We start from the raw sequence: 24118 nt of genomic DNA on the forward strand, positions 1-24118 counted from the left end.
CTCGACGATGGTGAAATGGGTGTGCGCGGCTAGGCTGGACTAAACCACAACCGGGGAGGATGGGCACATGGCTGATGGCCTGGCACCTGCCGTGCCATTTGACCGCGTGGTTCTGATCTTCAATGCGGGCAAAGCCGGAATGGCCACGCGGATTGATGAGTTGCAGCGTGATCTTGCCACTGATCTGCCGGGTCTGCCAATTGAACTGCTGCCGACGGACTTTGCCGGGCACGCCCGCGATCTTGCGCGGTCCGTGGCCGTGAGAGGAGCGCCGCTCATAGTTTCAGTCAGCGGCGACGGCGGATACAACGAGGTTGTCAACGGCGTGATGGACGTTCCCGCCAGCAGGGCGGTGTGCACTGTGCTTCCTGCAGGTAACGCCAACGATCATCACAGGAGCAGGCCGGTAAGGCCGTTTACTGAGGCCATTCGCGGGAGCCACGTCCGTCACATCGACCTGCTGCGCATAACGTTCCGCGGCGCACAGCGGGAGCAGGTCCAGTACGCCCACTCATATGTGGGATTCGGGCTCACGCCGTTGATGGCGATCGGGATCGAAAAAGGCGGGAAGGGGAAAGTCCTCGAACTCCTCTCCGTGGCCCGGACGCTTTCCAACCTGAGGCCGTTTGAGCTCGTGCGGGATGACGGGGCAACTGCGCAGTTCGACAGCCTGATCCTGGCTAACATTTCGAGGATGGCGAAGTATGGAACGGTGAGCGAGTCGCACCACCCGGACGATGGTCACTTCGAAGTGGTGGCGTTGCCCCATGCCGGACTATGGAAGATGGCGCTGATGACCCTTCGGGCCGTCACACTGGGACTGGGGCATCAACCCAGCGTCAGCAGCTATGCCTTCACGACGCGGAATGCTGTTCCGTGCCAGATTGACGGCGAAGTGGTACATGTTCAGGCAGGCACCCATGTTCTGGTGGAAAGTGCCAGGGGCGCCCTCGCCACGATCTGACTCCTGTCAAAGCCGTGGGCCCAGATTGGGCTGGGCGTAGGGTGGGAGGTGGACGAAAAGGAGCACTTCATGAAGAAAATCCTCATGGTATTGACCAGCGTTTCCGAGATCGGCGATACGGGAGAGAAGACCGGCTACAACGTGGCCGAGGCTGCACATCCCTGGAAGGTGTTCAAGGATTCCGGGCATTTCGTCGACTTTGCGTCCATCCAGGGCGGCCAGCCCCCGCGCGACGACGTGGACTCGAAGGATCCCATCCAGGTCGCCTTCACGGAGGATGAGACCACGCGCGCCGGTCTCTACAACACGGCCCGCGTGGACGTCGTTGATCCGGACCAGTACGACGCCGTCTACCTCGTGGGCGGCCACGGCACCATGTGGGACTTCCCGGACAGCGAAGGCCTGCAGAATCTGGTGGCGAGCGTCTACAACAATGGCGGCCTGGTAGGCGCGGTTTGCCACGGACCGGCCGGCCTGCTGAACGTGGAACTGGAGAACGGACTTCGCCTCGTCGAGGGCCGGAAGGTGGCCGCCTTCACCAACGACGAGGAGGTTGCCGCAGGGAAAGACAAGGTCATCCCGTTCTTCCTGGCAGACCGGCTCGAGGAACAGGGCGCAACACACGTCTCCTCTGATGTCTTTGAGGAGAAGGTGGTGGTTGATGACCGGCTGGTGACCGGCCAGAACCCGGCCTCAGCTGCCGGGGTGGCCAAGGAGATGGAGAAGCTCTTCGCCGAGGTCATCCACCAGGAGAAAGCAGAGGAACAGCACGACGCGCAGGCGCTGCGTGCCGAGAAAGACGCCGAAAAAAGCGCCAAGAAGGCCGCCGCAGAAGCGGAGCACTAACCCCAACAAAGCACTGAAACTGACGGCCACCCCTATGACGGGGTGGCCGTCGGACTGACAGCAGCCATGCCCTGTTGCTAGCCGTTTTCCGCACCGTCTCCGGTGTCCTCCCACATGACATCAAGGTTGTGGAAGGTCACGGGTCCGTCGCACAGTGCCGCCATCTTGGCAGCGAACTCCGACGTTTCGGGCCGGCCGGAATTCTCCATCGCCGAGTCAAAGGAATCGAACTCGACGATGGTGAAATAGGTTCCTGGGTGGTCCCTGTCCGCCGTGGCAATAATGCGGCGGAACGTGGCCGGAGTGCTTCCTCCGGTTCTTGAGGGACGGCCCAGCTCTTCGATCTCCTCGATGCGGGAGGTCTTGAATTCGATGATCTGCACAAACCCGGCCATGACGGCTCCTTCGCTGCGGTGGACGCTGGTGCGGATCAGGCTAGTCCCGGCGTCGGGCGGTGCAAAGGGGAGAAATGCCCCTATTTTGCCGCGCCGTGCAGCGGTCCGCTGGGGCAACCGATCAGGAGAAGCCGAACATGGGCGGGAAGGCCACGACCACGATCGCAGCCCACGCGCCGTAGACCGTCAGGTACCGCGTCTGCCAGCGCTCCAGCGCTGTGAAGGGGCGCCGCCGGCGCAGGAATCCGGCGTTGAGCCAGCCCGCCACGGCCAGATGCACCAGCAGCAGGAGGTTCAGGCCGAGGGCGGCGATTTTATTGGGACTGGAACCGAATTCGGCGATGCGGCTAAGCATTGCTGTCAGCATCACGGCGTCCACTGCGAGGGCCGCGACGACGAGCACCAACTGCAGGGCGTCCGGCAGGCCGGGGGGTGTTAGCGGATCGCGGGCGGAAAGTGAGTACAGCAGCAGGCACAGGACCAGCACGAGGATCGCGTCCATGAGGATCAGCAGGTCCCGGTTGACGTCCACGAGTCCTCCCGCGGCCGTGAAGACGCCCAGGAGGGTCAACAGCATGACGATGGTCAGGGGCGTGAACACCCGGGTGAGGACGGGGGCGATGTTCTCAACCACGTTCTGCTTGGCCTCGACGAGCCATGCGGCGATGATGAGCGCCCCCGGCATGGCGAACGGCAGGATCCACTCCGCCAGGACCGGCTCGAGGTCAACCCCTGCCACCTGGAGGGCCGCGAATGTAAGTCCCACCAAAACGGCGCCGCCCAGGGCAAGGAGGGTGTAATAGATACCGAGCTCGCCCGTGAACCGGACGAAGTCCATGCGCTTGCTGCCCGAACGCCACCTTCCTCCCGCATATGCCACCCCGGCCAGCAGCCACAGGACGACTGGGGCGTGCAGGATGGCAAGAAGCTCCGTGGAGCCGCCGGAGGCAAAGGGGTAGGCATTGACCACGATCGCCAGCGCGGCGAAGGGGATGAGGAGCATCGCTGCAACACGCGGGCTGAGCCGACGGGTCCACACGAAGTAGCCTGCGAGGAACGGGAAGACCAGCAGGCCGAGGTTGCGCACCTGGGCTGCGCCGCCGTCGAGCAAGTACAGCCCGGACTTGACCGCGATGCCTGCCCCTACTGCGAAAGCGAGGACCACCGCCACCTCGCGCCAAGGCGTAGCTGCGTTGTCGGCGTCCTCCGGGACGAGCACGAGCTGCTTCCATAGCCTGTCGGAGTGCTCGCGGGCGAACTCGCGCGAGACGGCGTCGAGGTTGCCCAGGCGCTTGATCGCGACGAGGAAGGCCTCCTCGTCGTCGAGCCCGGTCGCCTGGCGGTCGGCGATCTGCCCGCGCAGGTGGTCCTCCAGTTCGTCAATGTCCGCGGCGGAGATCGCTTTCCGGCGCTGGACATAGCCGCGCCACTGCTCGATCTGGGCCTCCAGTTCCGGGTGCGTCTCCATCATGCCCCTCCCGCCGCCAGGGCGGGCGGCTGCCCGGCCGCCTGCCAGACCTGACGCAGTGCGGCAGAGACGACGGACCACTGCACCTGCCGGTCGGCGAGTGCATTCCGGCCCGCCGGCGTTATCGCATAGTGCTTGCGCCGGCGCCCCGCGTCGGAGGTGCCCCACGACGACGACACGTAGTTCAACCGTTCCAGCCGGTGAAGCAGCGGATAGAGCATGCCGTCGGTCCACTGCATGCTTCCGCCGGACAGCTCACCCACCCGCTTGAGGATCGCGTAGCCGTACAGTTCGCCCTCCATCAGGATCCCCAGCACGAGCGGGGTGGCCGAGGCCGCCACTAAGTCCTTATCGATGCGCATGGCGCCTCCCTATACCTATAGCTGTAAGGCATTGGACCATAGCAGCTCTAGGTATAGCAAGAGGCCGCGGTCCCGCCAGCTCCCGCCGTCCCGTGGGCATTACCCCAGGATGTACCCCACCACGTCCACGATGACGTGAGTTTGGTCGCCGGACGTGTTGCGGACGCTGATTTTGCCGTCGGCCCCGATGGGGACGACGGCGAAGTTGGCTACCGTCTGGCCTTGTGAGTAGTTGACGTTTGAGGTGGAAGGCAAAGCCTTGCCCGCGGGATACGCCGTCAGGTGGCCGTACGACTTCGGTTCCGTTGCAGTCAGATTCACCATTGCCGCTTTCGCGCCCGTCGGGATGGTGTTCGCTCCGGCCACGGCCACATGTATGTCCTTGCCTGCACCTACGGGAGCAGGGGTCTGGCGGGTATCGAGCAGGCGTTTGGGTGCCACGGACTGGTAGGTACCGGCGGTGGTGGCTTCGCCGTTCCTGAAGTACCCCATCACATCAACAATGATGCCCACCGATCCGGGTGAGGTGTTGGCAATGCTGATCTTCCCGTCCGCGCTCACCGGAACGACGGCTAGGTTTGGGGTGTCACCGGTGGTCCAGTCGTAGTTCACGTTGGAGGTTGCAGGCCGGGCGGTTCCGGTGGCGAATGCGGTCAAGTGGCCATAACTGGTTTGCGATCTGGGATCCCAGGACCAGACGCGGGCTGCTGTCAGGTTCACCACAACAGCCCCGACGTCACTGGGCATTTTGGACAGGCCCGCCAGCTGCACATCGAACTGCTGGCCGCCTGGAGTCCCGCCCGTACCGCGGCTGTCGGCCGCCCTGAACGGCGTGAGTGGATGGTAGGCCCCGGCGTCGGCTGGTATGCCGCCGGTGAAGTAGCCCGCGACGTCGGCAATCAGGTGGGCAGCTCCCTGCCCTTCGTTGCCGAGGGCAATCCTGCCGTCCTTGATGGGCACAATAACGTAGTTGGGTACGGTTTCCTGCTGGTCGTAGTTGACGTTGGAGGTGTCGGGCGTCAGTGCCCCGAAAGGAACTGCGTAGACGTGCCCGTACGACGACGGCTCGGTGACAGTGAGGTTCAGGGCCACCGCGCTGGCATCGGCGGGGATGCCGGCTTTTCCTGCCACCTCCACGATCCGCTTGGTGTTGGGGCCTACGGGAAGGAGCCTTGTCCGGGTATCGAGGATCCGGGTGGGGGAAACCGGCGTGAACTTGCCAGCGTCCGGGGACGGCGTCCGGCCCGCCGTGGCGTAGGAGAGCGTCCCGGCGTCCACCGGCTGGCCGTTGCGGATGGAGAGTGTCTGGGCCTTTGGGCGCTCACGGACATTTCCGGAATACAGATGGCCGAGAGGGTAGAGGCTGTTGGAATAGGGGTCGAAGTTTGTTTCCAGGATGTAGTCACCGTCGGAAAGCCCGGAGATGGAGAATCTGCCGGCCGTGTCCGTCCAGGCTGAGCGTTCCTCCACTGAACCATTCAGCGAAACTGTGTTGACCGAGTGCGACGCGAGAGGCACGCCCTGGGTGTCGAGGATGAGGCCTGAAATGGCGCCACCCCGGGTCATGGCGGCATCAATTCCAGCCGTTGCCTGTCCTGGGGCAACCGTTACGTCCGCACCTGCGGTGTATCGGGCACCTTCGGCAATTCCCGGATAAAACTGTGGCATCAGTGGTGCCGAGGTGGAGCGGTACCCCACATCACCGAACCGCACCTTGAAGGCTCCCGGCCCGATCCGTCCCAAGACGTACTTGCCGGCGGCGTCGGTCTGGGCTGAACTGACAAGGCGGCCCAGCGAGTCCAGGAGCCTGACTCCCACCGTGGCACCCTCGGTCCCGGAAACGGTCCCGGTGATCGAGCCCGCCGGTGTCATGATGAGTTTCAGGTCTGTACGCGATTCACCCGGTGCCAGGTTGAGCGGTTCGCCTGAGGCAAATTGGCCCGCGGTGGGATACCACATGGAGGCGAAACCGGACTGTGGCGCGCTGCCGCCGAAGGATAATTTGATGGGACCTGGCGATACCTGGGGGAAGTGGAATGCGCCATCGGGGCCAAAGGTAGTCCTGGCTATTTTGTTGCCGTTTTCGGAGTACAGAGTGACGAAGCCGGGCTCAGGCGTCGACCCCGGCGGAAACACGGCAGTGCCGCTGACGCTGGCCGGTTTCAGCATATTTATGTTGATGCCGGAAGTGTCTGTCGCGGTTGCGACGTGCACTGGCTTGGCTGCTTGCTCGTCCGATCCGCTGCCATACCAGGTTTCCAGCAAGGGGTTAGTCCCGGCCTGGACCTGAACGGTGTAGGTATTGGCGCCGAGGCCCGCAATTCGGTAGCTGCCGTCGGGGGCAACTCCAACAGACCGGATGGTGGCTGGAAACGTCGTGCGGTGGGGCGACATGAACTCGCTGGCGGCAACGACGGTCAGGGCAGTGAGGTCAGTACCTGCAGGCGCCGAGACAACCCCGGTGATGGCGGAACCGGAGGACATGACAATGTCCACGCCAGTTACGGTCCTGCCGCCAACAGGAATGTTTGTTGCGTCCTCCTGCCGGGAAACGTTGCCGTACCAGGTGTCGGCCAAGCCGCTGGCACCACCCAGGACTTTGATGTTCGCGTGCTGAAGCCAGCTGTAGGGCGCCCTGTAACGACCGTCTGCTCCAACAGGAACCGCGGTATGTCCCTGGTAGTTCTGGATGTCATGGAGCTGAACCTGGAGCTGGTCGAGCGTGGTGCCGGGCGGGGCAGACACCACGCCCTCGATGTACGCGACAGGATTGTACTGAGCAGCAGCAGGCCCAATGCCGCTGAGTGCGACCAGCGCAGCGGAGATTCCGGCAACAAATTTCAGTGACGCGGTGCGAAACACGCCGCCGCCTTTCAATCACGGCGGCCAAAGCCGCACCCCCAATTGCTGCCTCCCAGAGCAGCAAAACCTAGTCTAGGGCCCAGTAGGGGAGTCCCGCATCAAGTGACAGGAATCGGTTTCACGGAGCGGGTGCACCACAGGTGCAAAACGCCGGTACCTGCTTCCAGATGGTGCATTGACGCGGGCCGGGCCGTGGAGGAAACTGCATGCCCTAACTGTTAGCCGTGGTGACCGCGGAGGCCGAAAAAATGTTCCCGGAAAGTTGCATGGCCACAAAGGCAGATGTGGCGATGGCCCCAGGCGGCGTCCGATGACAATTGCCATCATCGCGGGTTCGGTGCTGCTGTTCCTGGCCGGCATGTGGCTGATCGTCCGTTGGGGCGGCATGGCGATCAAACCGCCCGCCGGCGGCGGGCCATACCGGGATGGTCGAGCCGCCAGGGCTGCTGCAATGCGCCGATACTTCTGGTGGGCGGATCTTTGGTGCTTTGCCGCCTTGATCACCGGTTTGCTCATGACCTGGCCCGGTGGTCGTCTTCTGATGCGGATCCTGGCGGCCACTTCCCCGGATTCGGCGCAGGGCCGCCTAACAGAGGCCCAGGCCAACGTCGGGTTCATTACTTTAGACGGCACTCTGGCGCTGCTGCTGTTCGGTGGAATGCCGACGGCGTTTGTAGCGTCGCTGATCTACCTCACCATCCACCGGTTGCTTCCGCACGGAAGGCTCTCCGGTCCCTTGGCAGGGCTTTTGGGAATCGTCGTGTTCGGGGCGGGTGTTGAACCGTTCAGGACCAGCAACGTCGACTTCACGTTCATCGGCCCGGGATGGTTGTCCGTGCTGCTCTTTATCCTCCTCGCCGTTCTGACCGGGGCAATCGTGGCAGCTGCGGCTGGCTGGTACAGCCAACGGCTGCCGCTGTTCACGCGTCGGACGGTTCCGGCCTACCTGCCGCTCCTGACGATCATCGTCTTTCCGCCGGCGGCAGTGCTGATCCTGCTTGGCGCTTTGCTCGTCTTGGCATGGCCAGGCGTGATGGCGGGTGGTCGAAACAGGATGTTGTCTCCCAGGTATCTGTGGGCTGGGAGGGCGTTCCTCGCGCTGGCCGCCCTCCTGGCACTTCCGGCCTTCGTCGCCGCGGTGTCGTTTGTCATCACGGTTTAGGCGCGGGCCCCTCGGCGCGGGGACGCCCGCAGGACTTTGACTAACCAGCCACCGCCGTCGGCCCCATCAGACGTATCCAGGCCTTCCAGCCGGAGAATCCGGCTCCCATCAGCGGGCTCGAGGATCCTGACCGTTCCCGAGCTCGCATGTTCGTGGCTGATGAGCTGGCCCGTTACCAGCTCGCGTGGAGCGGCGGGGGCAGTGGGGACCAAAAACGCCGTTCCATTAGTCGATGGCCTCGATGCCCTGCCGCTTCAGTTCCTCCAGGTGGTTGCGCATGTGCTGCAGCGCCTCGGGGGAGTGCGGCTGCCAGTCCGGGACCTCGCCGAGCACGCGGAGGGGTTCGCGGGTGCGGTATGACCGGGTGGGGTTGCCGGGGAACTTCTTGTCGGTCAGGTTGGGGTCGTCCTCGAAAGGGCCGGTGGGGTCCACCCGGTAGATCCTGCCGGGCCCCTCGCCCGCACTGAGTTCGGCGCCCCAGGTGGCGGCGTCCAGGGTGGCCGTGAAGTAGATGTGGTTCGCGGTCTTCCGTCCCCCGTAGTTGGAGGCGTAGCCGGGAACCAGCAGGTCCCCGGGCCGCAGGCCGGCCCTGGTGCCGTGATAGAAGGGCCCGGAGTCGTTGGGGCCGGCCGGGATGTTCTCCAGGGCGTGCAGGAAGGCCGCGGCATCGGCCAGGATCCGGTCCGGGCACTCCCACAGGACCAGATGCCCGGCGTCGGGATAGACCGTGAGCACGGCCCCCGGAATTCGCTCCGCCAGGACCTCTTGGTCCTGCCGTGGCAGCAGGTCGTCCTGGCCGCCGTAGAGGATCAGCGTGGGCGTCCGGATGGCGCCGGCTTCGGTGGGCGGGGCGGCGGCCAGCCCGGCCAGGATCTTCTTCCACGCGTGGGCAGGCATCCGGACGCCGTCGCGCACCCGGTCCTCCAAGTACCAGTCCGGAACCGGCTGGTGCAGGGTGAACCAGGAGAGCGACGCCCGGACCCAGTCCTCATCGATGGGGTCGGCCAGCCGGTCCACCTCCTCGGCGAAGGCCGGCCGCCCCTGCAGGCTCAGCGGCGACCCCACCAGGACCATCGCCGCCACCCGCCCGGGATGCGCCACAGCGAGCTGCTGGGCCACGTAACCGCCGCTGGAGGAACCAAGGACGAACGCCGTCTCCACCCCGACAGCGTCCAGGATGGCCGCCGCGTCCTCGGCCTGTTCCGCCAGGGAATAGCCGTCCTCCGGTTTGTCCGCCTCACCCTGGCCGCGAAGGTCCGGGGCATAGACCCGGAAGCCGGTCAGCCCGGGCAGCAGGCGGTCGAAGCAGCGGCGGGATTCGCCCCATGCATGCAGCAGGAGCAACGGTTTCGCGGCCGCGTTGCCCTGGATCAGGCACGGCACCGTGATGCCGGTGCGCAGGGACAGGTTCCGGACCTCGGATTCCATGGCTTCAGGGTACGCCGGGGCGCTGGAAGAGGAGTACGACGGCGGCCGCCGTCGCTGATCAATGTCCTGCCGGCAGACAACGGAAGGTCCATGGAGGGGAGGGAGCCCGGCGCCGTTGCCAGTAACGTCAGGATCGTGGGCAAGGGCGTGGTGGACGGAAACGGCTGGAAGCGCACCACTGCCGGGTCGATCGTGGACGAGGCAGGCAACGAGCTCCCGCAGTACATTGCCAGCAATGCAGGCAAGGTGCTGCAGGACGGGCTGCTGGCCGCCAACCAGTTCCGCAATGCAAAAGAAGACCCGGAATCCCTCACCGGCGTGGTCAACAAGCCGGAAAACCTGCAAGATTCCGTGCTGTACAGCCAGTACCGCTCGAGCCTGATGACCTTTATGGGTGTGGAGAACCTCTACCTCGAAGGGGTCACCGCGGACAATCCGGCCTTCCATGGGGTGATGATCCTGGACAGCGAGAACACCACCGTGAACGCCATGAAGCACACCACCTACAACACCAACAACGGTGACGGGGTTGAGTTCGGGGGAACCCACAACGGCATGGTGGTGAACAACTTCTTCGATACCGGCGATGACCAGGTCAACTTCGCGGCCGGCCAGGGCAAATACGGGGCACAGGGCCGGGCCAGCGAGGATGTGTGGATCTTCAACAACTACATGCGCATGGGCCACGGGGGAGTGGCAGTCGGCTCAAATACCGCCGCCTGGGTGCAGCGGGTCCTCGCCGAGGACAACGTGATGTACAAGGTGGAGACCGGCGGCCTGCGCATGAAGAGCACCTCCGACATGGCCGGAGGCGGACGCGACTTCCTCTTCCGCGACACCGCCATGGCCTGCATGGGCAGCAGCGCGTTCATCATGACGCTCAGCTACAACCTCTCACCCACAGGCTATGTTGCCGCCGATTCCGCCACGTTCAAGGACGTGGTTGTCCGCAACGTGTCGGTGGACGGCAACAATTCGCCCACGTGCGGCATGGCGGTCTCGGACAGTAAGCCGGTTATCGACATCCAGGCAGGACCCGCCCTTGGCGAAGGGACGGCGACGTTGAGCAATTTCACCTTCGACGACGTGGTGTTCCGCAACGTCAACCCCACGAACATTAAGGGTTTGACCAACTCGACGTTCCGCGATGTGGCGTTCGAGAGCGTTCGGAACAACGCCAATCCCTGGCGGTTTGATCAGCATTCAACGGGCAACACTTTTGTGAACGTGACTCCGGCGCCAGCGAAGTAGGATCCGATTCCAGAGCCTGTAGAAAGATGGCCCCCATCCGCGGTACCGGATGGGGGCCATCTTTAGGTCGACGCCGATTGCCCAGGGGTTAGAGGCCGGGGGAAGGAGTAGCCCCGGCCTGCGGGGGCCGGTCCTTGAGGAGGACAGCCGCCGCGATGATGCCCCCGGCTGCGAGGAGGATCAGCGGGCTTTGCATGATCGTGCCCAGGATGGCGAACCCCGCGTCTGCCACGGGTTTTGACGCCGCAAACAGGCACGCCACGTCGAAAGCCAGCGCTGCCGCATAGCCGGCAACGAAACAGAGGAGCAGGGCAGGAGTCCGGTAATCCTTGGTGAATGCCCTGACGGCGACGTCGTAGACGAGGTACTTGAGGCCGACGATGGTGGGTGCGAAGGTCAGAACGAAGAAGACGTCTACGTCCCCGGGAAATTCCCTGAGCGGGACGTTGGCTTTGCCCTGGTAGACCCCGGCCGAATGGAACCACAAGCTGACCAGTTGGGCCGCTATCAGCAGGACCGAGACCACGGCGTACCGCAGCAGCGTTCCACCCCGCGTCATGCCTAATGCCATGGCCCAGTATCGCATTGTCCCTTCTCCGTCTTTGCGGCTGAGCACTGGCGGCGCCGGTGTGCGGGGCAGGCTCACAAAGATGTAAGCACGACGACGGCAGGCGCCTCGTCGGCCATGACTGGCTCGACGAGTGGTTACGTGCATGTCCCCTTCCCGTGGTCTACCGGTGGGCGAGCGTTCACACGGTCCTGTGAGGGTGGACGCGCCGGCTGAAACCGCCGGCAGCATTCACCCGACCCGGAGGATCTTCGTGTACTTGATTGCCAGACCGTCCAAGTTCCATCCCGCCCGGCCTTTGGCCCTGACCGCCAGCACCCTGGCCGTCATTGCCGCAGCCTCGCTCCTGAACCCTTCCACCGGCAACGCCGCCGAGACCCCCGACTGGGCCGCCACCGCCTACCGCGGCAGCGTCAACGTAATCGAAGGGCCTGACGAGAACCAGCAGGTGATCGACGGCGTCGCCTTCGTGGACGAGGACCAGGACTCCGTGCAGGACGGAAACGAGCGCGGCCTGCCGGGGGTGACCGTGTCCAACGGGCGTGACGTCACGAAGACGGACAATCAGGGCCGCTACGAGCTGCCGGCGTTCGACAACATGACCGTGTTCATGACCCAGCCGCGCGGCTACCAGGTTCCCGTGGATGAGGACAACGTGGCCCAGTTCTTCTACCACCACCTGCCGGCCGGTTCCCCGGAACTGAAGTTCGGCGGTCTCGAGCCCACCGGACCGCTGCCGGACCAGGTGAACTTCCCGCTCGCCAAGAGCAGCCTGACCCAGTCGCCCGAACAGCACTGCGTCATCGGCGGCGATGTCCAGACCTACAGCCAGGACGAAGTGGAATACGCCCGCACCGGCGCCTTCACTGACCTGGCCGCACGCACCGACTACGCAGGCTGCGGCGCCCTGTTCATCGGCGACGTGGTGGGTGATGACCTCTCGCTGTACCCGCAGACCCGGGAGCTGGCCGGCATGCTGAACGGCCCGGCCCGCTTCCTCCCTGGGAACCACGACCTTGATTTCGATGCCACCAGCAGCGAGCACACGTTCGACACGTTCAAGGCCAACCTGGGTCCGGAGTATTACTCCTACGACGCCGGCAAGGCCCACGTCGTGGCGCTGAACACGGTGGAGTTCCCCACCAAGCTTCCGGCCGCCAAGGGCGACTACACCGGTTCGCTGGATGAGCAGCAGCTTGAATGGCTGCGCAACGACATCGCCCAGGTGCCGCAGAACCAGCTGATCGTCCTGGCCGCACACATCCCCCTGCTGGACTACGCCGACCAGGGCAGCAGCAAGCACCAGGTGGAGCAGGTCAAGGAAATTTACAAGATCCTCGAAGGCCGCGAGGTGGTCGCGCTGGGCGGACACACCCACAGCATCGAGAACCTCCGGAAAGGCGACTCCCTGGCAGGCTGGTCGGAGCTGTTCGGTATCGACGCTCTGCCGTTCACCCACATCACCGCCGGCGCCATCTCCGGCGACTGGTACTCCGGACGCCAGACCGCCGAAGGTTACCCGCTGGCATACCAGCGCGACGGCGGCCTGCCGGGCGTGCTGACCCTGGACATCAAGAACACCGAGTTCCAGGAGCGCTTCACCGTCCGCGGCGAAGACGACTCACTGCAGATGTCCCTGGGCCTGAACACGCCGCGCTACCGCGAGTGGTTCGCCCAGAACGTGGGCAGCAGGGGCAACGCCCCGCAGTTCACCGACCCGCTGACGGTTTCGCGGGAAGACCTGGCCAACACCACCTGGCTGACCACCAACTTCTGGATGGGCAGCACCGGATCCACGGTGAAGGTAGAGATCGACGGCGGTCAGGCAGTTGAGGCTGTCCGCACCCAGCAGATGCAGGGCGAAGGCCAGCTGGTCGGTGCTGAATACTCCGACCCCGTGGCAGTGCAGGAGCAGCTGGTCAACGGCGGAAGCCTGGCGGACCGCATGATGCACCTGTGGCGGCTGCAGCTGCCCGCCGACCTGGCGGCCGGCGAGCACACCGCCACTGTCACCGCCACCGACGTCTACGGCCGGACCTTCACGGAGACCCTGACGTTCCAGGTCGCCGGATAGCGGCAAAGATCACGGCCCCTTGAGCGGGTCAGCCGCCTGGCGGTAGGGAAGCCCCGGCACGCTGAACGTGCCGGGGCTTTTCCATGTCCCGAACACCACGGGGACATTTAGGACGGCGGCGTCCGATGCCTGGCGGCCGGACAAGGCGGAGCTGATCCTGTTGGCCCCTGTATCCTGACAATGTAGGTCAAGGGCCCCGCGGCCCTCGACTAAGCGCGGTCCGCGGCCGGATGACGGTCTGGAATCTGGGCAGTAGCCGCTGGACGTCGTCGAATCACTGCCGCAATCGTCAGCCTGCGTTCGGCCCTGGAATCTTGGAATGGATCCTTAATCAGAAGCGACAAACCAGCTCCCGTGCCAACGCCGACGCCGGTCCCCTTGCCCGCGCGATGGCGTTCGGCGAACGGCAGACCGGCGCCGACGCGCGTCGAAGTGGTCTCCGACTCTCTGACGGCCGATGATGCGTACCGGATGGCGTCCCAGGGGATCGCGATGCTCTGGCACGGTGATTTCCACAATGCGCGGCAGATCCTCAACGCCCTGGACCGGCGGGTAGGCGCCGGAAAGAAAGAGACCGCAGGAACTCCGGCCGAAAAGTTCTATCGGCATCGCCAGTCCCGCTCGCATCGTGCACGCATTCTCGGCCTGCTGCTGATTCCTCTTGATCCGGGCCCAGTGGTGCCGCTGCGCCGCGCACCGGACATCCGGCAGGCCGCCGCTGAAGCGTACGGTGATATCGGCGAATCTTCGATCGTGTCGCTGCACGAGCTTATCGGGGCAATTGGCGCCCACGAGTGGCGACGGAATGGCGTCTACGTCGGCGCCCTGCAGGACCGCATCCACCCGCACTACGGCACGTTCTTCCCCACCCGGAGTGAGTACGTGGATCTCGTGGCCGCCGCTGCGCTGCCCTCTGACACGCTGGCGTTCGACGTCGGAACCGGGACCGGGGTGCTCGCTGCCGTCCTAGCGCGCCGTGGCGTCCAGCGCGTCGTAGCGACGGACATCGAACCGCGTGCCATCGCCTGCGCCGGTGAGAACTTCCGGAACCTCGGTGTCCAGGACCGTGCTGAAGCTGTCCTGGCCGACATGTTCCCGCCGGGACGGGCGCCGCTCGTCGTGTGCAACCCGCCTTGGATTCCGGCCACGCCGCATTCCACCCTGGACAGCGCCGTCTACGACCCCGGCAGCAGGATGCTGTTCCGCTTCCTGAACGAACTTCCCGACCATCTGGAACCCGGAGGTGAGGGGTGGCTTGTCCTCTCCGACCTGGCCGAGCACCTTGGGCTGCGGTCGCGTGACGATCTGCTGACCGCCATCGCTGCGGCCGGGCTGGCGGTGGTGGAACGGCTCGACACCAAGCCAACTCATCCGAAGGCCTCGGACCGTGACGATCCTCTGTTCGTGGCGCGCGCGGCCGAGGTCACGTCCCTGTGGCGGCTTGTTCCCCGATAGCCCGGGGCGATAGTGCGAAGTCCGGTTTGTCGGGCAGGCCGGCTCTTCGGAGCAGCTGCAGCCGTGTGCCCCTGGCTAAGTTAGCCCGCCACCGCCGCCTTGGCTGCATGGGACGCCTTCATCCACTCGCTCAGCCATGGGGCCCGGACGCTCGACGTGATCCGGCAGTCGGCCACGAAGGTTCCCTGTGCGCCCGCGTCGATCCAGTCCTTGAGCGCGGCCAGGTCCGCCAGTGAACGGATGATCGCCGACTCGGCACCGAGGGCCCGGGCGATGCCGCTGAAGTCCACTTCGGGGATCAGCATGGGCTTTTCGGTCAGGCCCTGGGAGCCGTACTGGTGGATTTCGGCTCCGTAGGCGGCGTCGTTGTAGATCACGACGACCGCGCTGCTCGCCGCGCCAATGAGCGATTCAAGGTCGGACAGGCCCATCAGGAAGCCGCCGTCGCCGGAGGCCAGTACCAGGGTGCGGCCGTCCTCCACGGCCCGGGCTGCCCCGACGGCGCTCGCGAGTCCCAGCCCGATGGACTGGAAGGCGGTCCCCACCATCACCAGGTCCTGCGGCCGGGGGATGTTCCAGTACATGGGTGCCCAGCCAATGAAGTGCCCGCCGTCCTGGACCACCGTGCGGCGCTCCGGCAGCACGGCATCCAGTGCCCTGGCAAGGGAACGCGGATCCAGCCGGCCGTCCGGGGTTTCGTCAGAGCCCAGGTGGTGGGCCGGTCCTTCGGCCAGGCGCTTCCGGGCTTCCGCCCGCCAGGCGTCCGCCGCAGTCTCACCATCAAGCAACTGCAGGAGACGTGCCGCAGCCATCTTCGCGTCTGCGCTGACGAACAGGTCCACCCGGGGGTGCGTCGGCTGCAGTGCGGTGTCGACCTGGATGACCGTGCTGTCCGGGCCGAGCAGGTGCCCGAACCGCATGGTGAAGGGGCTCAGGCTCGCCCCGGCCACTAGGACCACGTCGGCCTCGCCCATGAGCCCGGCCGCGGTGTCCGTGCCGAAGCCGCCGGCGACGCCGAGGTACCCCTCGCCCGGCAGGAGGTTGAGTGCCAGGGCGGTTCCGGCGGTCAGTGCGCCGATCCGGTCGGCGAGTTCGCGGAGTTCCGGGCCGGCGCCGGCGAGGTGCGCTCCGCGGCCAGCCAGGATCAGCGGCCGCCTGGCACCGGAGAGCAGACGGGCTGCCTGCCCAAGGCCGCCGTCGGCGTCGTCCGTCACCTTCGGTGCGTGCGGCGCCGGAAGCTCCTCGTCCCCGGCTTCGAGGGCCGCGAGGTCGTAGGGAATGGCAAGGACGACGGCGGTGCGCTTGGTGAGTGCGTACTCCACCGCCTGCTGCGTGATGGCGCCGGCGGCGTCGCGGGTGACGGTGAAGGTGGCTGCGCCGAGGCCTGCGGCGATGGCCGTCTGGTCCACGTCCTGGGGACGCGCGCCGCTGGTGGGGGCGTCCCCGGTGACGAGCACGACGGGGATCTGCGCCTGGACCGCCTCCGCGAGGGCGGTGAGTGCGTTGGTGTAGCCGGGGCCGTAGGTGGTGGTGCCGGCGGCGAGGCGTCCCGACGCGCGGTAGTAGGCGTCGGCCGCGGCGATGGCGGCGCCCTCATGCCGGACGGGGGTGAAGCGGAGGCCCTGCTTCTCCGCGGCGTCCAGGAAGTAGACGTTGCCGTTGCCCATGACGCCGAAGACGTCGCTGACATAGCTGCTGAGAACCTGCGCCACGCGGCCGGAGACGGTGAGAGTAGTCATGCAGGCATCGTGTGGCCTGCATCTCACATTTGCAACAGCGCCTCATACTGCTGGGACTTTTGGCAGCAGATGCTGGGAGAAGTGACAATTTGCCCAGTTAGGGCCCGTGTCACCCCTCTTAGTCCGAAGTGCGGGATTCCTGCTCTGACAGCCGGCTGATGAGGCCGTCGTAGCGGGGCGGCATGAGTTCCATGACGGAGATGGCGGTGCTGGTCCGCTGAATCCCGTCGATCTCCAGGATCTGGTTGGTGATGCGGTAGAGGTCGGCGGTGCCGCGGGCCACTACCTTGGCCATGAGGTCCGCGTCCCCGGTGGTGGCGTGCACCTCGATGACCTCCGGGATGGCGGCGAGCCCGCTTTCCACCGAGCCGAACCGCGTCTGGCTGATTTCCAGCGAGAGGAAGGCCATCAGTTCGTAGCCGAGTGCGGCGGGGTCCAGCCTGCGGCTGAAGGAGCGGAGGGCGCCGCTGCGCTCCAGTCGTGCCAGCCGGGCATGGACCGTGTTGCGTGCGACGCCGAGCGTCCGGGAGAGTGCCAGGGCGCTGGCCTCGGGGTCCTTGTCCAGGGCAAGGATGATCCTGCCGTCGAGCGAATCGAGGGTGCGAGAGTTCACGATGGTCATATTTTCACCACACACAGTAGAAGTTGAGCAAAAGTCCCAATGGCTAAAGCGTATCTTGCAATGTGGGCCGGCTCACAGTCATGATCGGTCCTCATGACGCCCGATCAACTCCTCACCAGACCGGACGCTGCGCTTCCCACCCTTAGAAGCGCGGTCACCGGCCTTCCGTCCTACGTCCCGGGCCGGCGCAGCGCCGGTGCGGACATCGCTGCCCTTGCCAGCAACGAAAGCCACTACTGCCCGCTGCCCGCAGCCATCACTGCGGTGGCCGAAGCGGCAGGCAGGATGAACCGCTACCCGGACATGGCCGCCGTCGAACTCCGCGAACGGATCGCCCGGCACCTGGGCGTCACCGCCGCAGAGGTTGCCGTGGGACCCGGCAGCGTGGGCGTCCTCCAGCAGATCATCACCGGACTGTGCGACACCGGGGATGAGGTGATTTTCGCGTGGCGCTCCTTTGAGGCCTACCCCATCCTGGTGGAGCTTGCGGGTGCCCGGCCGGTCCGCATCCCGCTGGACCACCTTGAGGGCCACGACCTCGATGCCATGGCCGCGGCTGTCACCGACCGCACCAAGGTCATCCTGCTGTGCACCCCCAACAACCCCACCGGCGTGCCGATCAGCCACGACCGCATCGAGGCCTTCCTGGGTGCTGTCCGCTCGGACATCCTGGTGGTGATTGACGAGGCCTACGTGGAATACGCCGAGGCGGGCAGCGGCCCCGACTCCCTGGCGCTCTACCGCGAGTACCCGAACGTCTGCATCCTGCGCACCTTCTCCAAGGCGTACGGACTGGCTGGCCTGCGCGTGGGTTACGCCGTGGCGGCGCCGGCCATCGCCGAGGGGCTGCGTCGGACCGCCCTTCCCTTCTCTGTGAGCGCGCTGGCCCAGAAGGCGGCCATCGCTTCGCTGGACGCGGGGGAGGAGATGGAAATGCGGGTCGCCGCCGTCAAGCTGGAGCGCGCTCGGATGGCTGCACAGCTGGAAGCCCAGGGCTGGAAACTGCAGCCGAGCCAGGGCAACTTCCTGTGGATCCGTGCCGACGGCCGCCTCCTGGCGAGGCTGGTGAACGCCTTCGACCACGCGGGCATCATGGTCCGGGCGTACCAGGGCGACGGCGTGCGGATCACCGTTGCCGATGCCGCCTCCAACGACCGCGTGCTCCGGCTCCTCGAAGCCCACGTGGCTTGAAACTCTTCGACCCTCAAGCCCCAACCCGTTCCACCTACACATCAGAGGAATCCCCATGGAACCACAGACAATGACGTCTGACCGCGCCCTCGGCGCGGCGCTCAAACCCCGCCAGCTCACGATGATGGGCCTCGGAAGCGCCATCGGCGCGGGCCTCTTCATCGGCTCCGGCGCCGGCATCCAGGCGGCCGGCCCGGCAGTGCTGATCTCCTACCTCGTGGCCGGCACCCTCATCATCCTGGTGATGTTTGCCCTCGGCGAGATGGCTGCCGCAAATCCGGACAGTGGTGCCTTCTCCGTCTACACCGCCAAGGCCTACGGGCCGGTGGCCGGTGCCACGGTGGGCTGGCTGTGGTGGATTCAGCTCGTGGTGGTTATCGCAGCTGAAGCGCTCGGTGCGGCTGGCCTGCTGGCCACCATCTTCCCGGCCCTGCCGGTGTGGCTGATGGCGTTAGTGTTCATCGTGGTGCTCACCGCCGTGAACCTCACCAGCGTGAAGAACTTTGGCGAGTTCGAGTTCTGGTTCGCCCTGCTCAAGGTGGCGGCAATCGTCGGGTTCCTGGCTGTGGGCGCTGCCCTTCTCTTCGGCTGGCTGCCCGGTGTGCAGTCGCCGGGCCTGTCCAACTTCATGGGAGACGGCTTTGCCCCGAGCGGTTTCGCCGGGATTGCGACGGCACTCTTCGTGGTGGCGTTCGCATTCGGCGGCACCGAAATCGTGTCCGTTGCGGCAGCTGAGACCGCCGAGCCCGCCCGCAGTGTAAAGAAAGCAGTCAAGACGGTGCTGTGGCGCATCCTGGTGTTCTACATCGGTGCCATCTTCATTATCGCGGCCGTTGTTCCCGTAGGTTCTGAGGGGCTGAAGAGCCCGTTCGCCGCGGTGCTGGAGGCCGCCGGCATGCCCGGCGCGGCCACCGCCATAACCCTGGTGGCCGTCGCAGCACTGCTCTCCGCGCTGAACGCCAACCTCTACGGCGCCTCACGGATGGCGTACTCCCTCGCGGAACGGGGGGAAGCGCCACGGCTGCTCGCGTTGGTGTCTAAGGCGCGCGTCCCCGTTGTCGCAGTCCTGGCCAGCGTAGCTTTCGGCGTCGTTACGGTTGTGCTGGAGCTGGCGTTCCCCGAGATGGTCCTCGGCGTCCTGCTGAACATCGTGGGCTCGACCTGCCTGCTGGTGTGGACGTCCGCGCTGCTCGCCCAGCTCGCGCTGCGTCTCCGCGCGGACCGCGAAGGGACGGAGCTTCCCCTGCGGATGGCAGGTTTCCCGTTTCTCACGTGCTTTGGTCTCCTCATCCTCGCGGCGATCTTCACGGTGGGCTTCATCGGGGAGGATTCCCGCCCCCAGCTCCTGAGCACCTTCGGACTCGTGGCGCTTCTGGCCGTGGCCAACTGGGTGAACCACCGGAACAGGAAGGTTCCGCCCATTGTCGAAACTTCGGACGGTGACAAGCAGCCGGTGCTCGTCGACTGAGAGCCGACAGGAATCGACCGGGTTTTCGCTGCCCAGGACCAGGCAATAACTGAACCGGCAGAGGCGGGTCCCGAATGGGGCCCGCCACCTGTCAGCGGCGGGCGCCCAGTGCTGCCCACGCCTGGTTCCGGCACTTAGCAAGATCCCGGCGGGCCTCCAGGGCACCAGCAAGGCCTACAGCCAGAAACGAAAGCAAGACGTGGGACGGGCAAAAGGACCAGGCAGGGCCGGCGGCAATGATCTGGGGATCAGTAGCGGCTTGGAACGGTTTAAATTCGTTACCGTGTTCTTCCCGCAGTAGCCTCGCGATCAGCGCCGAAGACGCGAAGCAGTTAACGGTCTTCGTCGCGCCCGCCGCGGAACCGCCGGACAGCGCCTGCCGACGCGGAGTTTCTACTGAACATACGCTGGTATTGACCAGGTTCCTGCCAAGGGCTACTTTGACCCCGCGACGTCCTTTCCCGTTCAGGCGGAACCGGCCCGCATAAAATGGCATGCTTCCGCCACTGAGAGAGGGCAGCTCATGAGAAGATTCCAGCTGGAAACGATCACCGAGCTGCGGGCACCGGCCTCAAAAGTCTTCGACTTCGTCGCGGATAACACGAACGCCCCCAAGTGGCAGAGTGGCATCGACGAGATACGACGCGTCACTCCAGGTCCTCTCGGCGTAGGCACCGAGCATGAACTAACGCGGCGGTTTGCCGGGATGAAGATCGTGGGACGTAACCACTTCACGGCCTATGAGCCGGGCCGCTTCGTCGCCTTTGAGATCCCCTCGGGCAAGATGATCGGAGTAGCCTCCTATCTGGTTGAGCCCACTGGCCCCAACTCCTGCCGCCTCATCAGCAACGTGGATTTCCAGGTGGCGGGCTTGGCCCGGTTCGCCGTTCCCCTTTTGAAGCTGCTCTTCAAACGGGACGACCAGAAGGCACTCGCCAAGCTCAAGGTCCTGATGGAGCGCCCATGATATCCACCCGCACCAGCCGCTTGGTTGCCGGTGTGTCTTCCGCTGCGGATGGCAGGTTTCCCGTGGCTCACGTGCTTTGGCCTGCTCATCCTCGCGGCGATCTTCACGGTGGGCTTCATCGGCGAGGATTCCCCTCCCCAGCTTCTGAGCACTATCGGACTTGTGGCGCTCCTGGCGGTGGCGAACTGGTTGAACCACCGCAACAGGAACGCTCGGCGCGCACTTCGCAATGCGCAGCCCACCTTGAGAACTGGTGCCAAAAGTGGCACCATGGTGCATGTGGCGAGCATCGACAAGATCGAAAAGCAAGCTAGAAACTCACCTGAGAACGTCTCCTACAGTGACATGCTCAAACTCTGTACGCATTACTTTGGTGAACCTAGGTCAGGTTCTGGAAGTCACAACGCAATCTTCAAAATGCCCTGGGCAGGGGATCCCAGGATTAATTTGCAGAACAAAAATGGCAAGGCCAAGCCGTACCAGGTGAAGCAAGCCATAGCCGCCATCGATCGGAGCAAGGAGAAGTAGATGTCCACTCGAAAAGCAGCTGCTGCGCCATCTGCGGTGGCGCAGTATCGGTACTCGGTCCAGTGGTCGCCGGAGGATCATGAGTTTGTCGCCACTGTTCTCGAATTCCCCTCCCTCTCCTGGCTGGACGAGGATCAGTTCGAGGCGCTCCGCGGCATTGAACGGTTAGTGTCCGACGTCATCGATGAACTTACGCAGTCGGGTGAGCCCGTGCCCGAGCCCATCGCGACGCAAAAGTTTAGTGGGCGGCTCAACCTTCGGGTACCCCCGGAACTCCACCGCAAGCTCGCGATTGACGCTGCCAATCACGGCGTGCCCCTCAACAAGTACGCAACGGAGCGGCTGACAGCCTGAGTTCTACGTCTCAGTGGAGTCTCGATTTCGTGGAGAGCTCCGCGATTCTGTCTTGCAGGATGCGCAACTTCAGGCTCTAGCTTGCTAGACGGGATAGAAGCAGCGGGCGGGACGTTAGCCCCTATCGGGGCAGAGTCTCGCTTCCGGTGCGCACGCCCACGCCGCCAGGGCTGCTGAGGAGCGGTTAGCAGGTAACTATTACGGCCCCGGACCGGAGGTGGGTGTCCCACCCGCGGGCGATGAGTTGCTTGACCTGTTCGGAAAGGCGGTTTCCGCCCTCGGTAAGGAGCGCTTCGCATTTGTGGCAGGTGTGATGGGCAGGTGACGAGCCGGCAGCACCTACTGACGGCGGGCATCGTAGTTGGGGAGGGACCCCTCTATCGACTCGGACGCACAGGGGAATCCTGCTCCCTCTGGTCCCGCAATGGAGCTCGACCTTGACGTAATTCGGTTGCATCACTGGTACTCCTTTCCTGCTGGTACTCGTCGAGGTGGGCCCGGACGATGTACACACGGGAAAAGCTAACAGCGGGCTCTGACATTTCCTGTGGGGCTTTGCCGTTTCCCTGGGCAGCGGATCAGTAGCGCATGTTGCTGCTCGGCTCCGCGGACCGCACATGCACCTTGCGGGCGTGCTGCGGTATCCGCTTCTGTCAGTTGCCCAGGGAATGAAGTCGACGGGTTAGGTATCGCCCTGCGCCAGCCCCATAAACATCGTCCGGTGCAGGATGTCCACGTGTTTCCGGGAAACCTCCACTGCCTCCTGCACGTCCCCGGCACGGAGGGCTGCCACGAGGGCGATGTGGTCCTTATTGGACTTGTGCAGCTTCTCGATGGGGTATGGGATGAAGTAGTCGTAGAGCTCGGCGAGCGTCTCCTGATAAACGTGGGCGGCAGTGCCCATTCCTGAGGCGGTCCCCACCAGCTGGTGGAACCGCTCGTCCGCCTGGTGGTAGACGGACCAGTCCGTTGCTTCGGCCATGTCGCGGGTCAGCCGCTCCAGCTCATCCAATTGCTCAGACGAGGCATTAACAGCGGCATAGTGCGTCACCGCGCATTCGAAGAGCAGCCGCCGGTCTACGAGCCGGTTTACGGCCTGGGACTCGGCCGGCGACGCAGAAAGTTCCGCCAAAACATCCGTAGGCGGCGAATCCGCTACAAAGGTTCCGCCGGCCCGGCCGCGCCGGCGCACCACGACACCCTGCTCCGCCAGGCTGGCCAACGCGCGGCGTGCAGTAATCGGGCTGACCGACAGGCCCAGCGCCACGTCCTCCTGGTCGGGCAGCCGCTCGCCCGGCTTCAGGAGCCCCAGGGAAATCGCCATGCCGATCCGCATCCGTACGGCGTCCATCGCGCTGCGGCGCTCCACCCCAGGCATCTTCCCGGCGCCGAGGCGCGGGGGCTCGGCGGTGTCCTCCAGCTGACGGGTCATGTCCGCTACTTTACGGCCCACACCTGCCCCCTTTCCTTTATTAGATCATTCTGATCTAATATAACCCGGATCACACCCCAACGCGGAGACAAACCCATGCAACGCATCCTTCCCCTCATCGCTGCCCAGTCCCGGCCGCGGCTCATCGGCGAACCAGTCTCGGCCTTCGCGGACGAGGTTAAAGAAGCCCTCCAAGCCCAGCCGCACAGCAAGCTGGTCGTCTTCCCCGAGCTGCACCTCTTCGGCGATGAAGACCCGGACCTGCAGCGCACCGAAATGCTCCAGGCAAGTGCCGAACCCCTGGACGGCCCAAGAGTCCAAGAGCTGAAACAACTGGCGAAAGACCTCACCATCTGGCTGGTCCCCGGCAGCGTCTGCGAACGCGGCCCGGAGGGGCAGCTGTTCAACACCCAGCTGGTCCTGTCCCCGGAAGGGGAGCTCGCCGGCTACTACCGGAAGATCTTCCCCTGGCGCCCGTTCGAGCCCTACGATCCCGGCGACCGGTTCACCACCGTGGACCTGCCCGGCATCGGCAGGGTGGGCCTGAACATCTGCTACGACGCCTGGTACCCGGAGGTGTCCCGCCAGCTCGCCTGGATGGGTGCCGACGTGATCCTCAACGTCGTCAAAACAACCACCCCGGACCGCAGGCAGGAACTGATCCTCGCCAAGGCCAACGCCATCGTCAACCAGGTCTTTATGGTCAGCGTCAACTGCGCCGGCCCCACCGGCCAGGGCAAGAGCATCATCGTGGACCCGGAGGGCAATACCCTCAGCGAGGCCAAAGACGATCAGCCGCAGCTGCTCACCGCGGAACTGGACCTTGCCGCCGTCGACCGTGTCCGCACGCACGGCACGGAGAACCTCAACCGCCCCTGGTCGCAGTTCGGCGAGGGGGAACCCGCCGTCGAACTTTCCGTCTACCAAGGCCGGATCAATCCGGCCACCTGGACACCGCCGTCCTACAAGCCGTAAGGAAACA

The 24118-nt window shown here is 65.0% G+C and carries 21 protein-coding genes and 1 pseudogene; 12 read left to right on the forward strand and 10 right to left on the reverse strand.

Features of this window, described 5'->3' with window-relative positions:
• Positions 1-67: 67 nt before the first annotated feature.
• Together NXY83_RS05525 and NXY83_RS05530 are read left to right on the forward strand one after the other, a co-directional pair.
• Positions 68-964, forward strand: a complete 897-nt coding sequence (locus tag NXY83_RS05525) for a diacylglycerol/lipid kinase family protein (protein WP_258805078.1) — start codon at positions 68-70, stop codon at positions 962-964.
• A gap of 69 nt (positions 965-1033) precedes the next feature.
• Positions 1034-1810, forward strand: a complete 777-nt coding sequence (locus NXY83_RS05530) for a type 1 glutamine amidotransferase domain-containing protein (protein WP_258805079.1) — start codon at positions 1034-1036, stop codon at positions 1808-1810.
• Between the two features lie 77 nt (positions 1811-1887).
• Here the strand turns inward: NXY83_RS05530 and NXY83_RS05535 are convergent, their stop codons facing one another.
• The 4 genes from NXY83_RS05535 to NXY83_RS05550 form a co-directional block, all read right to left on the reverse strand.
• On the reverse strand, positions 1888-2205 hold the full coding sequence (locus NXY83_RS05535) for a hypothetical protein (protein ID WP_258805080.1): 318 nt from the start codon (positions 2203-2205) through the stop codon (positions 1888-1890).
• A 121-nt stretch (positions 2206-2326) separates the two neighbouring features.
• On the reverse strand, positions 2327-3676 hold the full coding sequence (locus tag NXY83_RS05540; RefSeq protein WP_258805081.1) for a permease prefix domain 1-containing protein: 1350 nt from the start codon (positions 3674-3676) through the stop codon (positions 2327-2329).
• Positions 3673-4035 (reverse strand): PadR family transcriptional regulator, encoded by a 363-nt coding sequence (locus NXY83_RS05545; protein ID WP_258805082.1) that lies wholly within the window; start codon positions 4033-4035, stop codon positions 3673-3675. Before NXY83_RS05545 ends, NXY83_RS05540 begins: the two co-directional genes overlap by 4 nt.
• Positions 4036-4134: 99 nt before the next feature.
• A complete protein-coding gene (locus tag NXY83_RS05550; RefSeq protein ID WP_258805083.1) occupies positions 4135-6897 on the reverse strand; it encodes a carboxypeptidase-like regulatory domain-containing protein in 2763 nt (920 codons plus the stop codon).
• A gap of 310 nt (positions 6898-7207) precedes the next feature.
• Between NXY83_RS05550 and NXY83_RS05555 the strand changes: the two genes are divergently transcribed.
• On the forward strand, positions 7208-8059 hold the full coding sequence (locus NXY83_RS05555) for a hypothetical protein (protein ID WP_258805084.1): 852 nt from the start codon (positions 7208-7210) through the stop codon (positions 8057-8059).
• A gap of 225 nt (positions 8060-8284) precedes the next feature.
• On the opposite strand, the gene arr is transcribed toward NXY83_RS05555, so the two are convergent.
• Positions 8285-8713, reverse strand: a complete 429-nt coding sequence (arr, locus tag NXY83_RS21000) for an NAD(+)--rifampin ADP-ribosyltransferase (RefSeq protein ID WP_397427594.1) — start codon at positions 8711-8713, stop codon at positions 8285-8287.
• 78 nt (positions 8714-8791) lie between these two features.
• Positions 8792-9487: pseudogene (locus NXY83_RS21005) on the reverse strand (alpha/beta fold hydrolase); the annotation flags it as partial.
• Between the two features lie 90 nt (positions 9488-9577).
• Here NXY83_RS21005 and NXY83_RS05570 point away from each other — a divergent pair.
• Positions 9578-10738, forward strand: coding sequence for a glycoside hydrolase family 28 protein (locus NXY83_RS05570; RefSeq protein ID WP_258805085.1), 1161 nt, complete (start codon positions 9578-9580; stop codon positions 10736-10738).
• Positions 10739-10826: 88 nt separating this feature from the next.
• Here NXY83_RS05570 and NXY83_RS05575 read toward each other — a convergent pair whose 3' ends face one another.
• Complete coding sequence (locus NXY83_RS05575) at positions 10827-11297, reverse strand: hypothetical protein (protein ID WP_258805086.1); 471 nt, start codon at positions 11295-11297, stop codon at positions 10827-10829.
• A 262-nt stretch (positions 11298-11559) separates the two neighbouring features.
• Between NXY83_RS05575 and NXY83_RS05580 the strand changes: the two genes are divergently transcribed.
• Together NXY83_RS05580 and NXY83_RS05585 are read left to right on the forward strand one after the other, a co-directional pair.
• Positions 11560-13380 carry a calcineurin-like phosphoesterase family protein gene (locus NXY83_RS05580; RefSeq protein WP_258805087.1) on the forward strand — a complete coding sequence of 607 codons (1821 nt, stop codon included), beginning with the start codon at positions 11560-11562 and terminating at the stop codon, positions 13378-13380.
• 378 nt (positions 13381-13758) lie between these two features.
• Positions 13759-14835, forward strand: a complete 1077-nt coding sequence (locus tag NXY83_RS05585) for a methyltransferase (RefSeq protein WP_425327183.1) — start codon at positions 13759-13761, stop codon at positions 14833-14835.
• 80 nt (positions 14836-14915) lie between these two features.
• On the opposite strand, the gene NXY83_RS05590 is transcribed toward NXY83_RS05585, so the two are convergent.
• A complete protein-coding gene (locus NXY83_RS05590) occupies positions 14916-16574 on the reverse strand; it encodes a thiamine pyrophosphate-binding protein (RefSeq protein WP_258805089.1) in 1659 nt (552 codons plus the stop codon).
• A gap of 118 nt (positions 16575-16692) precedes the next feature.
• Positions 16693-17196, reverse strand: coding sequence for an Lrp/AsnC family transcriptional regulator (locus NXY83_RS05595; RefSeq protein WP_258805090.1), 504 nt, complete (start codon positions 17194-17196; stop codon positions 16693-16695).
• 93 nt (positions 17197-17289) lie between these two features.
• Between NXY83_RS05595 and hisC the strand changes: the two genes are divergently transcribed.
• The 5 genes from hisC (at position 17290) to NXY83_RS05620 (ending at position 21704) form a co-directional block, all read left to right on the forward strand.
• Complete coding sequence (hisC, locus tag NXY83_RS05600) at positions 17290-18387, forward strand: histidinol-phosphate transaminase (RefSeq protein WP_258805091.1); 1098 nt, start codon at positions 17290-17292, stop codon at positions 18385-18387.
• A gap of 55 nt (positions 18388-18442) precedes the next feature.
• A complete protein-coding gene (locus tag NXY83_RS05605) occupies positions 18443-19855 on the forward strand; it encodes an amino acid permease (protein WP_258805092.1) in 1413 nt (470 codons plus the stop codon).
• A 523-nt stretch (positions 19856-20378) separates the two neighbouring features.
• Positions 20379-20822, forward strand: coding sequence for an SRPBCC family protein (locus NXY83_RS05610; RefSeq protein ID WP_258805093.1), 444 nt, complete (start codon positions 20379-20381; stop codon positions 20820-20822).
• Between the two features lie 48 nt (positions 20823-20870).
• Complete coding sequence (locus NXY83_RS21010; RefSeq protein WP_397427564.1) at positions 20871-21350, forward strand: hypothetical protein; 480 nt, start codon at positions 20871-20873, stop codon at positions 21348-21350.
• Entirely contained in the window at positions 21351-21704 is a 354-nt protein-coding gene (locus NXY83_RS05620; protein ID WP_258805094.1) for a type II toxin-antitoxin system HicB family antitoxin, read from the forward strand.
• Positions 21705-22386: 682 nt separating this feature from the next.
• On the opposite strand, the gene NXY83_RS05625 is transcribed toward NXY83_RS05620, so the two are convergent.
• The gene (locus NXY83_RS05625) at positions 22387-23136 is read right to left on the reverse strand and encodes a FadR/GntR family transcriptional regulator (protein ID WP_258805095.1); all 750 of its coding nucleotides are present in this window, start codon (positions 23134-23136) and stop codon (positions 22387-22389) included.
• 96 nt (positions 23137-23232) lie between these two features.
• Between NXY83_RS05625 and NXY83_RS05630 the strand changes: the two genes are divergently transcribed.
• Complete coding sequence (locus tag NXY83_RS05630; RefSeq protein WP_258805096.1) at positions 23233-24111, forward strand: carbon-nitrogen hydrolase family protein; 879 nt, start codon at positions 23233-23235, stop codon at positions 24109-24111.
• Positions 24112-24118 lie beyond the last annotated feature (7 nt).

This window comes from Pseudarthrobacter sp. NS4 (genome assembly GCF_024758005.1).
Classification (GTDB): Bacteria; Actinomycetota; Actinomycetes; order Actinomycetales; family Micrococcaceae; genus Arthrobacter.